Here is a 13743-nt window from a genome sequence, read left to right as displayed (position 1 = left end):
GATGACTTTCGGGACAGCCTCCCTTTTCCTATGACCGGTTAAATCAGTCCGGACTTGCTTAACAGGTTTCTCACCATGACCGCTACCTCGGCGCGGGTCACATCAGCTTTCGGATCCAGTTTTTTGCCGTTCTTGCCGGTCACAATGCCGGCCTGCACATTGTCCGCCGCACTGCCAAACGCCCAACCCGCAATCAGACTGGAATCCGCATAGGGGGTTAGCAGGGAAGCGGCCTGCTCTTCCGCAAGCTTGTCCTTCAGGCCGCTAAGCTTCATCGCTTTGGCGAGTATGACCATCGCCTGTTCGCGCGTAATCTTTTCCTCCGGCCGGAACGTGCCGTCTTCGAAGCCGCTAATCAGGTTGTAAGAAACGGCCGTTTGAATGGCGGAGTTGTACCAGTCGGACGCCTGCACATCACGGAACGGGGCTTTGGCGTTTTCGGGCTTCAGCCCAAGCCCGCGGACGATAATGCTTGCAAACTCACCGCGCGTCATGGATTGGCCGGGCTTGTACAGTCCGTTTCCGAAGCCGCTGACCACCATTCGCGAGCCCATATCGTTCACGGCATCCTGCGCCCAATGGCCGGCCATATCGGAAAAGGCCAACGGATGCCAAACCACGGAGTATGTGCTGTTGGTGAGGCTGTTGATCTCCGCGTAGTACTTGCCGTCGATAACGGTGACCTTCGTCGGCATATGCCGTACCGTGCCGTCCGGGTCAACAACGATGCCGGTCGTGATCCGGTTTGGATCGACGCCTTCCGGGATTGCAATCGTCCGCTTGACGAATGCGTTAAACTTCGAAACTTCAATCGTCCGGTCGGCATGCACGCCCGACACCGAGAATTCGAGAGCCGGAATGACCAGCGTCAGCCCGTTCCGGTCCGCCGCATCCTCCACAACCTGCACGGAGTCCGCAGCCGGTTCGGCAATGGTAATCCGAACCTTGATGTCCTCCAAGGCAACGTTGCCGCCCAGCTGACGGGATACGTCGCCGATGTTGATCTGCATGGCCGGCAGCGTGTACGTTGCTTTGTCCGTGGCGATCTCGACGACCGCTTGCTTGCTCTCCATGTTCTTTACCATCCGACCGTTCAGATCGCCGGTGACGACATGGGAGCCCGTTTTAACCGGGATCGTTATGATGACGCCGTTTTGCTCCTGGCTTAAACGCTGGGTTAACTTCTGCTCGTCAATGATAACGGTCGTTACCGACTGCCCGTTTCGCGTGTTTGTCGTGACCGTGCCCGCATTTTCAACCTTGCCGTTTACCAGCAGCTCCGCTCCGGATTCAGCCGGAGGTTGAGTGGGCTGCGGAGCAGTTGTCGGCTGCGGTGCAGCCGTTGGTTGCGGCGTAGCCGTCGGTTGGGGTGTAGCTGTCGGCTGAGGCGTAGCCGTTTGTTGCGGTGTAGCCGTTGGCTGTGGCGAAGCTGTTTGTTGCGGTGTAGCCGTTGGCTGTGGCGTAGCTGTCGGCTGCGGTGTAGCCGTTGGCTGTGGCGTTGGTGTTTCCGCAATCGTGTAAGCTTCCGTCATGACGGGGCTGTTGACCATGCCGTCTTTTACCGCGATGGCTTTGATGGTCACGGGGCCTGTAATGCTGAACGGCCCGGAGTAAAGCGTGCTGTCCGTCGTCGGCTCGTTGCCGTCGATGGTGTAATAAATCAACGCGTCGCTGGTTGCTGAAGAAAGGCTCACGGTCGTACCGTATTGAACCGCTCCGCTTGCCGGCAGTGCCGTAGGTGCCGAGGCAGGCGCTGCGCTGACGGTATAGCTGACATTCATCTCGCGGCTGGTTCCCCAATCCGCCCGATGGGCGACCGCCCGAATCGTCATCGACGCATTCACCGCTATAGGTGCGGTATAGACCGGGCTGAGGATTGTCGGCGCGCTATTGTCAACCGTATAATGGATAGCCGCTCCGGGTGTAATCGTGGACAACTGGACCGCTGTTCCGGGCGCAATCTCGCCGGAGGCGGCGCTGGCTCCGGGCCTTGCGGTTCGGGGGAACGGGCGGTGGGATTCGCTGTTTACAATGGGGCCGGTGTTAGAAGCTCCGCCCGCAACAAATACTTTCCCACTCGGCAGCAAAACGGAAGTGTGGCCAAGGCGGCCGACATTCATGGCAGGCCCGGCCACCCATTCATCGGTTTCCGGATCGTAGACTTCCGTTGACGTTTCGGGCACATAATTTGGCGTAAAGCCGCCGTTTACCGATACCCTTCCGTCTTCCAGCGGACTTGCCGCAAAGGCGTATCGCGGACTCAGCATGTTGGCCCCGGGAGACCAGGTATTTATTAACGGATCATAGAGGAGTGTGCTGCTGGTCATGGTAAGGTTTACCTGCCCCCCCATAATCATCACTCGACCGTCCCCCAAAAGGGCGGCGCCATGTTCATAGCGTCCCGCAGGCAGACTGGGGCCGGCGGACCAGGTGCCGGTTGCCGGATTATAAAGCTCGGTCGAGGCCAAAGCGCTATTGTTTTCGCCGCCAACGACCAGCACCCTGCCGTCCGGCAGCGTCGTCGCTGTATGCGCAACCCGCGGCGTCGCCAAAGATCCCGTTACGCTCCAGGTATTGGAGGCCGGATCAAAAATATCAACCGAACCGAGCGCATCTCCGTTCAAGTTATATCCGCCAATAACCAAAACTCTTCCGTCCAGCAATCGGGCAGCGGCATGGTTATACCGTTCAGTCAGCATCATGGGCCCAGACGACCAGATAGTTGTGGCCGGATTGTAAATCAAGGTCGTACGCAAAGCGTCCCCCCCGTCATTACCGCCGGTAACGAGCACGTTGCCATCGGACATGGTAACCGCCCGAAGCAGCTGGCGCGCCTCCGGCATGCTCTGGTTGTTCTCGGCTGCCCATGCAAAGTGCAGGGATGCCGGCCAAACAAGGGCAAGCAGGAGAATAGATGCCGTGAAGATCCGTAAAACTCTTTTCATGATGTCCCTCTTTCCCTTCTGGCTGATGGATATGAATAGATGATGAAGCCGCGATAGCCGACACGTTTTCTCTTTCTCCAGCTATCTAGGGCCACTAATTCTATGCAAGTTATCTATACTCCTTCTAATTTAAAAATGAATAAAAATAAAATTGCATTAGCGGAAGCGGACTTAAATTATTTTTCATGCTGACATAGGAAGAAAATGATATTCTTTTCCATAAGGAGAAAAAGAAGAACGCTATAATAGAACAGGCGCAAAAGCATGCCGGAGGGACGAAAAATGAAATACATTGAGTTCGGGGTCGGGAACCGGTGGCTGGTTCGGACGGAAACCGAATATGCCGACGGAACGGAGCAGGAGGAGCGGGGGATCGTCCGCCCGGTTAAGCTCCATTCGATCTACCTTCGCGTCTGGATGGGCAAAAGAGTTTTCGTTCTCGATGCGAGAGAAGGCTTTAAAACCATCCGAAAAAACCGGGAGGCTTTCAAGATTATTTTGGGCATCACCAGCCATTAAGCAGGTCCCGGCAAGAAACCCAACTTACCCGAAAAGAGGTTGCCACGAATGAGCGTATCCATCTACTACACTGCAACGCGTGATTGGCCGCTAACTGAAGCGGAGCAGAACCGGTTGAATGCGTTAACCGCCGAATTCTCTATTGAAAGGGCCAAAGAGGATTTCGACACGGTCAACGAAGAAGAGTGGGAAAGCTTTACGGTTTACGACCCGGCGGACCCGACGGAGCCGGATGTCATTTTCGAAGGCGCAACCAAGCTGCCTGGCAGCTCGCCGGAAGCGATGTGGGACGGCGTTCAGCATTGGTGCGCGCTTCTTTCGCAAATCCGCTGTTCTTTGACGGGCGCGGAGTGGAATGTACATATCGATGATCATGAACTGGCGTGGGATGAGGAAGCGCAGGAGTATGATCTGTCTGCGTAAGGCGGGAAAAGGCGGACTCCGGTCATGAGACGCATTCGTTGTGACCGATGCCGTACGCTATCTTGACGATAACGCGAGCTTCGGCTGTTCATTATCTATGCCGCTCGGCAGGGTATCAACAGGCTAACGGTTGCCACAGGCCTTATTCGCGCCAAAACCGCCTGTTTTTTTCGCTAACGGTTGCCACGGAGCTTATTAGGGGGAAAACAGGCGAAACCAAGCCAAAAAAACGAAAATAAGCGCTGTGGCAACCGTTACATTTCGCAAACCCTCTTTTTTTGGCAAATAGCCTCTGTGGCAACCGTTAGAGCGGCCGTGCACTGTGGGGCGCCCCGGCTGCGGCTCAAAACCGGCTTGCCGTCCAAACGAAAAAGCCCGGAGTCCCCCCCCAACGTCCCGCTTCAAGCAACCAGTTCCCCGGCAGCCTGGTTCAAGAGTGCAGTTCCCCGACCGCCTGGATATAACGGTTTTCTCCCTGTTCCGGCCGCCCAATAACCGGTAAGATACTCGGAGAAAGCCAATTTTACCGATGCGGAGGAACGGATCATGACCGAAAAGCTTCCCTTGTTTCTGGTGACAGGCGCGAGCGGAACCGGCAAAACCACCGTCATGCATGAATTACGCAAGCGGGTGCGCGGGTTTGTCGTATTCAGTACGGACGACGATAACTTCGGAACCACCTCGCCAAAGCTGGACTATCCGGACCGGTTCAACGTGCTGCTGCATTTCGCGGCGGCCGCGGCGCAATCGGGCGTCGGGACGATCATTTGCGGGACCTTTATGCCCTGGGACGCCGAAAAATGCGATGCTCACGCCAGCTTCAGCGAGCTCTGCTTCCTCAACCTGCATTGCAGCGACGAGACGCGCAGCGAGCGGCTGCGGAACCGCGCGGACAAGGTCATTTGGACCGACGAGCTGCTAAAGGAGCATGAGCAGTTCGCCCGCTGGCTGCTGGAGAACGCGGAAACGGCTTACAATCCGCCGATGCCCACCATCGATACGACCGCAACGCCGCCGAGCGAGGTGGCGGAGCGCATTGAGGCGTATGTCTGGTCACGCTGGCCTGGACCGCGTAAGGAGGGGTAGCCTCCTCCGGCAGCCTACTTCAGCTTCAAAATATACAAGCAGCGCCGAAAAGCCGCCTGTTCCGGGCGGCTATCCTTTTTTGGGGAGCGATGATCGTGGGGGCGGATTCCAGAGTTTCAACTTCATCTGAAGGCACGGTAATGCCGATGATCCGAAGGCGGCACCCCGAAGTGGTGCCAGAAAGGACTGCCAAAAAACGGATCGCCCCGCCCATGCATCCGCATGCGAAAGGGAACGATCCGTTTTTTTATCCCGGCTTAGTTGGCTTTGTCCAGCACGAGCTCCAGCTGCACGGCGACATCGTTTTCGGTGTCGAGCACGACGTTGTGCGGGTTTTGCATGCCGAAATCGTCAAAGGTGACGGTTGTGGTTCCCGACAGAAGCAGCTGGCCGTTCTGGTAGACGGTTTTGCTGGCGAAGGATACGTCCTTGTCGATGCCGCGAACGTTTAACGTGCCCGTCATGGTGAAGTCGTAGGTCGTGCCTTCCGTCCACTCCGAAGGCAGGCCTTCGAATGATGCGGCTGTGAACGTGGCCTCCGGGAATTGGGCGGCGTCAAAAAAGTCCGCGTTTTTCACATGCTCGTCCCGCTGGGCGTTACCCGAGTCGATGGCCGACATGTCGATTGTCCCGACCGCCGACGTTTGCGAAAGGTCGTCCACGTTGAGCGTCCAGCTGCCGCTGACCTCCTCATCGACAAAGTTGACGGTTTCCCTGGAGGTGGTCACGGAAAAGTATACGTTGGACGAGTCGGCGATGGCCCACTCGCCGTTCAGCTGCTCGCCGGTCGCCGCGGCATCGGCCGCCGCCGGCGCATCCGAGGCGCTTGCCGCCGGGGAGGCGGAAGCAGAGGGGCTCGCCGGAATGACGCCCTGGATCTCCACGTTGTTGCCCAGGTAATCGTTCATCATCGCGTAAGCGACTCCTCCTCCGACAACAATGGCGGCAACGCCGGACACGAGCCAAAGCTTCGTTTTTTTCTGCACAGCGGGTTCCTCCCTGCTCTTGTTTTTTTATGTAAAAAATGTGTTCGCTCCTAACGGTACCAGACCAATATGTCGGGAAGATGTCAGCCAAAAATAAACCCGGCTCCCTGGAAAATCCCCTTGCGGCCCCCCTCCCGCATGTGTAAAAGTAGCAGTACAAGCACGAAAAAGGGGGCGGAGCGGCGGCATGAAGGCCATTTTGATCGTGGAGGACGAGGAAGCCATCTCGCGCGTTTTGGCGGCCTATCTGAAAAAGGCGGGGTTCGAGGTGGCCCGGGCGGCGGACGGAAACGAAGCGCTGCGGCTGTTTGAAGCGGGGGAGTACGCCCTGGTGCTGCTGGACGTGATGCTGCCCGGCATCGACGGCTGGACGCTGCTCCAGCGCATCCGCGCCAAAAGCGCATGCCCGGTCATCATGCTGACCGCCCTTGATCAGATCGGCGACCGGCTCGGCGGGCTGAACGGCGGAGCCGACGATTACATGACAAAGCCGTTTGTGCCGGAGGAGGTCGTCGCCCGCGTCCGCGCAGTGCTGCGCAGACGGCCGCATTGGACGGACGGGGAGAGCAAGCGCTGCTTTGGCAACCTGCTGCTCGACTACGCGTCCCGGACGGTTTACCTGAACGCCGCCGAGGTGGCGCTGACGCCCCGGGATTTGTCGCTGCTGCTGTTTTTGGCGGAGCATCCGAACCGGATGTTCACCCGGGAGCAGCTGATCGAGCAGGTATGGGGCATGGATTACGACGGAAGCGACCGGGCGGTCGACCTGTCGATCAAACGGCTGCGCCAGTCGCTCACGCACTGGCCGGCGGAGGCGGGCGAGATCCGCACGCTTCGGGGAACGGGGTATCAATTTTGGATCGCAGAGTAAAAGGGAAAAAGAAGCTGACGTCCATCCTCACCTATTGGACGGTGCGGTATTTTATCATTTTGTGCCTCGGGTTTACGGTCATCGCCCTGTGCTCCGTGTACTGGGTCCGCGCGACGGCGGCCGACAGCCGGCTCAAAACGGCGGGGCTGCTCGGCCAGGAAATCGCCGACAACGTGGCTTCCCCGGACGGACGCCTGGTCATTCCCGCGCACATGGACAAGCTGGTAAAAAGCCGGCTGAGCTATTTTAACTTCAAGGGCGAGCTGTGCCTGTTTGTTACGGATGGAGAGGGCCGGCTGGCGTTCGCCATGCCGCCCATCACCGAACCGGAGATGCGGGCGCGAATGACGGACGATTTGTCGGCTGCCCGGGACCGCGGCACGGAAGCGGTGACGACGCCGGTCGTCGCGTCTGATCAGCCGGCCGGCCAGGTGACCCTGCTGCTGTCGAAACGTTCGCTGGCGGCGAGCCCGCATGAGCTGGCGCTGGCGGGCGTGCTGCTGACGACGCTGGTGCTGTCCGGCTGGCTTACGCTCTATCTGCTCTCGCGCAAGCTGTCGCTTCCCATTCGGCAGGTGGCGGAAGGAGCCCGCCTCATCCGCGGCGGCCGATACGACATCCGCCTCGATGTGGAGACCAAAGAGCGCGAGATTCAGGAGCTGGTCGATTCCTTCGGGGATATGGCCAGCCGGTTGAAGCAGCTGGAGGACTGGCGCGCCCTCTCGCTCGCGGGCGTGACGCACGAGCTGAAGACGCCCGTCACCTCGATCAAGGGCCTGCTGCTGGCGGTGCGGGACGAGGTGGTGCCGCAGGAAGAGGCAAAGGAATTTCTAGACATTGCGCTTCGGGAATCCGGCCGGCTGGAGCGGATGGTAGCCGATCTGCTCGACTACAACGCCATGTCGGCGGGCAGCGTCAAAATCGCCGGTGAACGGCTGGAGCTGCGCACCCTGGTATCGGAAATTCTGTACCAGTGGGAACTGACGAACAAGCAGCCGGACGCGCCGGTTGCGCTGGAGCTGCCCGACACGGCGGTATATGCCGCGGGGGACGCGCTGCGGATTCAGCAGATTGTGGTCAATCTGCTCAACAACGCGCGGCAGGCGGCGCATCCGGACCGCACGCCCCGCATCCGCGTTCGCGTTGCGGCAGAGGAAGGGCAGTCGCTTGTCGAGGTGGCGGACAACGGAACAGGGATTGCGCCGGAGGAGGCGCCGCATATTTTTGAGCGGTTTTACCGGGGCGAGCGCAAAAAGCTCCAAACCCGCGGCCTCGGCCTCGGCTTGACCTACAGCCAGCTATTGGCCCGCGCCCAGGGAGGCGACCTGGCACTGGCCGCCAGCTCGCCGGAAGGCTCGGTGTTTCGGCTGACCCTGCCGCAGCCGCTTCAGTTGGAGCTGGAGGATCAGACGGGATAGGGCCGTTTGGGCCGCTTGCGCAGTTCCATTTTAGCCGTATAGGGAGATGATCCTATGGGGAACGAGAAAAAACCGCTGGAGCGCCTGGCGCAAATCGAAAAGCTGGAGCTGGCGCTCACGCAACTGAACGCCGGCCGCTCGCTGGTTCCGGTGCAGCGGCAGCTGGAGGTGCTGGAGGCCGGTCAAACGCTTCTGCTGCGGGACCGGACGGACCCGGCTTCGCCTTACTACAACCGGATCAAAGGCTTCGGACCGGGGGATCTCCCGGAACTGGACAAGCTGCTTGCGCATTATCCCGATGCCGCGCCATGCTTCGACATGACCCCGAACCATATGACGGAGGAGGTCGCGCTAGCGCTGGTCGATAGAGGTTTTTATCCGGCCGAGCAGTTGGCTTTTCTGTATGTCCATCCGGAGAAGGAAATGGAGGAGGCTTCGGCGTTTGCAATTGAGCAGGTAACGGAGGAGAGCGCGGAGGAGTTTATCCGCTGGATCGAACAGTCGGGGGGCAGCAGGCCGATCACGCCGGACATGCTGGAACGGGCCAAGCCTTATTTTTACCGGGAGGACTTCCGCAATTACATGATCCGGGTGGACGGAAGCCCTGCGGCGATGGGCTCGCTTTTTGTTCAGGGGGAAGAGGGCTACCTGGCGAACGACTACACGTTCCCGGCGTACCGGGGCAGAGGGTGCCAGTTGGCCCTGATCCGGCACCGCCTGGCGGAGGCCGTTCGCCTTGGTTTAAAGGCGGTCTACACCGATGTCGAGTTCGGCATCGTCAGCCACGGGAACATGGAAAAGGCCGGGTTTCGGACGGCGTTTTTGAATACGTTTTGGATGAGGAAGTAGGGGCGAAATAAGCAAAAGGGAACCGGATCGTTCGGTTCCCTTTATGTTTCCGGCAGGAGAAGAAAAATCCATAATTGACAAGCAACCGTGGGGTTGCGTATACTCAAGACATGAAGACGGACAAAGACGCGATATTCAAAGCACTTGGCGATCTGACGCGGCGGCTTCTATTGGACGAGCTGGCCGAACGGAACGAGCAGACGATGTATGAACTTACCGTGCGCCTCATTATGAAGCACGAGCTGTCCATTACGCGGCAGGCGGTCGCGAAGCATCTTTCTGTATTGGAGGATGCTGGACTCGTCAGTTCCGAAAAAAAGGGAAAATACCGGGTGATCCTTTTCCACAGGGAGCCGCTCAAAGACCTGCTAAAAGGATGGGTGGAGTGAGCTTCGCCAAGCTTTTGGTAAAACTCCGTTTGTTTTCTGATTGGAGCAGGATTGCCGGCAGAGCGCCAACATCGCCAATATCAAAGGAGGCAGAGCAGGATGAAGATCCTGGTAACCAGTCTGTTCGTGGAAGACCAAGACAAGGCATTGCAGTTTTATTCCGAAACACTGGGCTTTGTAAAAAAGCATGACGTGCCCACCGGGGAGTACAGGTGGATCACGCTTGTTTCTCCCGAGGACCAGGGCGGTGTCGAGCTTTTGCTCGAACCCAATGCCCATCCCGCCGCCAAAGACTATCAAAAGAGGATATTCGCCGAGGGCATCCCGGCCACCATGTTCGGCGTTGCCGATATAAAGGAAGAGTATGAACGCTTATTGGAAAAAGGCGTGACGTTCACGATGGAGCCGACGAAAATGGGCGACCTCACCATCGCAGTCTTTGACGATACGTGCGGCAACCTTATTCAGATTGTTCAGAGCTAACCTCGTAACCAAGGAGCTTCGTGCTGTTTAAACCCTATCCTGTATCCGGGATAGGGTTGTTTTATTTGTTTGGATAAAGCCGACAGGCACAGATTAGGTATCCTCGCGATGCCGATATTCCTGTTCAATCACTCTGAAAAAGTCGGAGGGCTTAATCTTCAGCCCTTCGCATAGCGTGAATATCTTTGTTACAGAGGGCTGGTTTCGCCCCACTTCAATCGGCCTCCGCCCGCGTTTTCTTAACAAAAAGGATCTGCCCAGCTTTAATAAGTCCGAGGTCATTCTTCCACTTCCTTTATTGAAAAAAGACGATCCCTCCATGTAACCCCCGACTATGATCGGTTGTCCAAATCCAACTCGACCAGCTTGATCATTTCTGATGCTTTTATATCGAGTGCTTTTGCCAGAGCGAACAAGGAGGTCATGGTAGGCAAGTGAATGCCGCGTTCCAGCATGGAGATGTAGGTGCGATCCAGGTTGCTTCGATAAGCCAGTTCCTCCTGGCTCAGTTTTTTCGTAATCCGCAGGGATTTTAAAACTTTGGCGAATTCCATTTCCAAAGACAAGTGACCGCCTCCTCATGAAACCATTATTTGGTCTCAAAATTAGTGCGACCACGTAGTAAACTCTACAAAATGGTTTAAATTTCTATTAATGCGTGGTATTATGAACTTGTGAAGATTATTCTCAGCAAATTGTGCCTAAGGTAGCGTATTCTTTCCGATGGCCATAATTTTATCATTATAGCCCACCTGCCGCGGGAACAGACAGGGTTCCCCTTTTCTTGGTGTTTCATAAAACTTGAATAGGAGAGGCGCATTATGCCAGAGGTCAACGACTTTTACGAAAAGCTGGTCGACGAGGAAGAGGAACTGTTGGCGAAGATAAAACTGTGCGAAGGCTGCCAGTGGACTCTTTTGGAGTACGTTAGCCGGCACGGCAAAATGGGGCGAGAGATCGGCGAGGAAATTGTGACGAGCGTACATACCATGGAGCAGGACTTACGGACGGAGCTGTTGCATTTGCGGTTGGAAAAGGGTTTTCTGGCGGAAAGTATGAAAAAGGAACACCGCGTAGAAGAAGCAGAGGAAGGAGAGTAAAGAGGTACTGAGCGGAGTAAAAGGCTCTTTAAAATTTCACACCTATTGAAAACATTAACAGTTATAATTGGACTGTCAGCAGTAGTTTCCTAGAGGTGAACGGATGAATACGTTTCTTGAATTTTTGAAAATGGTGTTTCCCAATCGGCCGGAAGGATTGATTATAACCTGCTTTATCCTGGTTGCCCTTTGGATGTACAAAGAACTGAGGTCCAGCTACAACGAAAATCACAAAACAGAGGTTCAGCGGATCGACAAGGCGAGGAAATCCTCCTTTTAAAAAGGAGACAGACCGATTCCGTCAGCCACAAGAACGATGGAGATATAACAGAAGTAATCGAGTATTACGCGAAGACAAAAGTAGCCCCATTTTATACGCCGCTTGTTTATACATTTATTAATTTTGTCCTTTTTTTCTTTGGCGTCTACTATTTCGTTCAATATATGAGCGAGCCGACAATTCAAGGGAAAGTGCTCGTGCTTACAATAATATTGGCAGCAGTAATTTACGGCATCTTTGGCCTTCTAACGATTACGCTCGCGTTAAAAGGCAAGTTTAAAAACTCTCTGTTGAACTGGTCCCTGTTAGCTGTGTTTTTAATCGTTCCCGTTTCTTTGTTTTGGTTTGGGCCTTGGTTTAGGGGGATTCTTGCCATTCTCGTAATGGCGGCTTACCTCTTGTACGTAGCTCGCTATGGCTTTAAAAAAGGCTCCCTATTCAGCCAAAAGCAAAAAGGAACCTCGGACCCATTAACCAGATCCGCCAGCTAACGATGTTTGTAAAATTAAATCCAGAGTAAAATTCTTGAGATTATCCAAATCATCAAGATCAGGACCAGGCCGTTTCTCTCTAATTTTGTTTTATATTTCTTTTTATAGAGGACATAGAGAATAATGATCGGCCCTACATAAGTAACGACGAATTCTAATAAAACCAATACCATCACCTCAAAAATATGGCTATCATTTGGCTTTGTATCACGAACTTAACTTTTATTACCGTTCTTTTTTGCATAGATGATCGACACTTCCATGGTACCAAAGAAGCGAGGTATTATCTGTTAAAAACCCATCCTATTCCATACAATAATCTGCCGAAATAAAAGAATCGCACATATGCGAAACAGCAGATGTGCAATCGTGACTTTTATGGGGTTCAAAGTGTTTGTAAAATGGGAAGAACATTTAGTTTCGGGTTAGCTGGCGGCAAACGCTCGGGGTAGATTCGAATCATCAACGTTCCAGAGGGTTTTCCAATCGTAGGGATGGACAGTAAGTGCAGAAAAGCAACTAATCAGACCATAATCCGCTGATTTCGCCCGAATAGATGCAAAAAGGCAACTATTTCATCTGTTTTCTCGAATTTCCGCCTCTTTATGAGAAAATAAGTGCGTGTACGTTACTATTTCGCGATGAAACGGAAAACGGAGGAAAATAAGTGCCGTTTTGCACTTGTTCGCCACATCGCTCCCTGGCCACCGTCCAATTTATAGGTCCAACCGTTACCGTTCAACTGATCGGTCCAACCGTTACCGTCCAATTGATCGGCCCAGCCGTCCGCCCCGCAGCTCACTTCTCCCGATCCCGCCAAGCGCACGTTTCCATAAGGAACGGCATGCAACCAAACGGAAAACGTCCAGAGGGAGCGGCCTTCCGAGGGATAGGAAACCAGTTGCAGCAAGCCCGGGCTATTTCCGCCAAAACGTAGAACAGTCCGCTTTATCCATGATATTAAATTCGATCATTTTCTCGAGTAAGAAGAAATCAACCGGACGATCCCACGGGAAGCGGAGCAGTTCCTTGGTGTGATCAATGCCGGCCTGCACGATCTCATCGGAAAAATGAATCATCCCGGCCCTTTCGGGAGAAGCCGCCATGTGCTTTTTGGAGACGCTAAAGCCAATAATAAAGGTCCCGTGATCGGTGAACATAGGCTGGTTCCACGCAATCTTTGGCTCCAAGGTGGGGAACTTCTCCATGACCCATGCCAAAACCTCTTCCATCTGAACCCGATGCTCCGGGTTGTCAATTTTGGCTAAATACTCGGCAAAAGCCTCCATTTGGCTCCCTCCCGAAATAAAGTTGGCTTCCATATAGCTATGTATGGCTGAATCTGCCAGAGCGGCGGGTGTGTTTAATTTCCTTATACATTTACGAATGCACCTCAAAATCCCTTCCGCCGAAAGGAGCGACCCGCCATGACCTGTCCCTTTTGCCAGCCGGAGGCCGATCCGGACCAAACGATTGTCCTCGAAAACGGTCTCTGCCGTTTCCTCCGAAAGCCTCAGCCGATTCTTACCGGCTCCGGGCTGATCGTGCCGAAAGCGCACCGGGAGACGGTCTTCGACCTTACACCCGAAGAATGGCAGGCCACGTTTGAGCTGCTCCAACAAGTCAAAGCCTTCCTCGACCGCGAATACCGGCCGGACGGCTACAACATCGGCTGGAACGCGGGGCAGGTCGGCGGGCAGGAGATTTTTCACGCCCACCTGCATGTCATCCCGCGCTTCGCGGATGAGCCGCTGGCGGGCAAAGGCCTGCGCTACTGGCTCAAGCAGCCCGGCAACCGGCGCCCCGGCGGCGCCGCTGGCGAAGGCGCCAGCGGAAGGTGAGGGTGCCAGCGAAGGCCAAGGCGCCAGCGGAAGGCGAGTGTGCCAGCGAAGGCCAAGGCGCC

The 13743-nt window shown here is 55.4% G+C and carries 15 protein-coding genes; 11 read left to right on the top strand and 4 right to left on the bottom strand.

Annotated features, from left to right (window positions below):
* Positions 1-38: 38 nt before the first annotated feature.
* On the bottom strand, positions 39-2945 hold the full coding sequence (locus AC6I6H_RS05845; RefSeq protein WP_497952722.1) for a chitobiase/beta-hexosaminidase C-terminal domain-containing protein: 2907 nt from the start codon (positions 2943-2945) through the stop codon (positions 39-41).
* Between the two features lie 282 nt (positions 2946-3227).
* Between AC6I6H_RS05845 and AC6I6H_RS05840 the strand changes: the two genes are divergently transcribed.
* From AC6I6H_RS05840 to AC6I6H_RS05830, 3 genes are all read left to right on the top strand, one after another.
* Positions 3228-3464, top strand: a complete 237-nt coding sequence (locus AC6I6H_RS05840) for a DUF3977 family protein (RefSeq protein ID WP_497952718.1) — start codon at positions 3228-3230, stop codon at positions 3462-3464.
* Between the two features lie 48 nt (positions 3465-3512).
* The gene (locus tag AC6I6H_RS05835; protein ID WP_497952715.1) at positions 3513-3887 is read left to right on the top strand and encodes a hypothetical protein; all 375 of its coding nucleotides are present in this window, start codon (positions 3513-3515) and stop codon (positions 3885-3887) included.
* 546 nt (positions 3888-4433) lie between these two features.
* Positions 4434-4973 carry a P-loop nucleotide/nucleoside kinase family protein gene (locus AC6I6H_RS05830; protein WP_497952710.1) on the top strand — a complete coding sequence of 180 codons (540 nt, stop codon included), beginning with the start codon at positions 4434-4436 and terminating at the stop codon, positions 4971-4973.
* Between the two features lie 257 nt (positions 4974-5230).
* Here AC6I6H_RS05830 and AC6I6H_RS05825 read toward each other — a convergent pair whose 3' ends face one another.
* Complete coding sequence (locus AC6I6H_RS05825; protein WP_497952706.1) at positions 5231-5959, bottom strand: YceI family protein; 729 nt, start codon at positions 5957-5959, stop codon at positions 5231-5233.
* Between the two features lie 187 nt (positions 5960-6146).
* Here AC6I6H_RS05825 and AC6I6H_RS05820 point away from each other — a divergent pair, with 187 nt between their 5' ends.
* The 5 genes from AC6I6H_RS05820 (at position 6147) to AC6I6H_RS05800 (ending at position 9969) form a co-directional block, all read left to right on the top strand.
* Complete coding sequence (locus AC6I6H_RS05820) at positions 6147-6830, top strand: response regulator transcription factor (protein ID WP_497952703.1); 684 nt, start codon at positions 6147-6149, stop codon at positions 6828-6830.
* Positions 6815-8248 (top strand): HAMP domain-containing sensor histidine kinase, encoded by a 1434-nt coding sequence (locus tag AC6I6H_RS05815; protein ID WP_497952697.1) that lies wholly within the window; start codon positions 6815-6817, stop codon positions 8246-8248. Before AC6I6H_RS05820 ends, AC6I6H_RS05815 begins: the two co-directional genes overlap by 16 nt.
* Positions 8249-8302: 54 nt before the next feature.
* Positions 8303-9097: a GNAT family N-acetyltransferase gene (locus AC6I6H_RS05810; RefSeq protein WP_497952692.1), complete on the top strand. Its 795-nt coding sequence runs from the start codon at positions 8303-8305 to the stop codon at positions 9095-9097.
* A gap of 110 nt (positions 9098-9207) precedes the next feature.
* Positions 9208-9486: an ArsR/SmtB family transcription factor gene (locus tag AC6I6H_RS05805; RefSeq protein WP_497952886.1), complete on the top strand. Its 279-nt coding sequence runs from the start codon at positions 9208-9210 to the stop codon at positions 9484-9486.
* A 99-nt stretch (positions 9487-9585) separates the two neighbouring features.
* A complete protein-coding gene (locus tag AC6I6H_RS05800; RefSeq protein WP_497952686.1) occupies positions 9586-9969 on the top strand; it encodes a VOC family protein in 384 nt (127 codons plus the stop codon).
* Positions 9970-10301: 332 nt separating this feature from the next.
* Here the strand turns inward: AC6I6H_RS05800 and AC6I6H_RS05795 are convergent, their stop codons facing one another.
* Positions 10302-10535, bottom strand: coding sequence for a helix-turn-helix domain-containing protein (locus tag AC6I6H_RS05795; RefSeq protein WP_497952681.1), 234 nt, complete (start codon positions 10533-10535; stop codon positions 10302-10304).
* 255 nt (positions 10536-10790) lie between these two features.
* Between AC6I6H_RS05795 and AC6I6H_RS05790 the strand changes: the two genes are divergently transcribed.
* Positions 10791-11069, top strand: coding sequence for a hypothetical protein (locus tag AC6I6H_RS05790; RefSeq protein ID WP_497952677.1), 279 nt, complete (start codon positions 10791-10793; stop codon positions 11067-11069).
* 189 nt (positions 11070-11258) lie between these two features.
* Complete coding sequence (locus tag AC6I6H_RS05785; protein WP_497952671.1) at positions 11259-11840, top strand: hypothetical protein; 582 nt, start codon at positions 11259-11261, stop codon at positions 11838-11840.
* A 917-nt stretch (positions 11841-12757) separates the two neighbouring features.
* Here the strand turns inward: AC6I6H_RS05785 and AC6I6H_RS05780 are convergent.
* Positions 12758-13129 (bottom strand): iron chaperone, encoded by a 372-nt coding sequence (locus AC6I6H_RS05780; RefSeq protein WP_497952665.1) that lies wholly within the window; start codon positions 13127-13129, stop codon positions 12758-12760.
* A 138-nt stretch (positions 13130-13267) separates the two neighbouring features.
* Here AC6I6H_RS05780 and AC6I6H_RS05775 point away from each other — a divergent pair, with 138 nt between their 5' ends.
* A complete protein-coding gene (locus AC6I6H_RS05775; RefSeq protein WP_497952660.1) occupies positions 13268-13681 on the top strand; it encodes an HIT family protein in 414 nt (137 codons plus the stop codon).
* Positions 13682-13743 lie beyond the last annotated feature (62 nt).

The sequence above is a fragment of the Gorillibacterium sp. sgz306347 genome (assembly GCF_059735245.1).
Note: the sequence above shows the minus strand (reverse complement) of the source record. Positions and strands in the feature narration are given on the sequence as shown.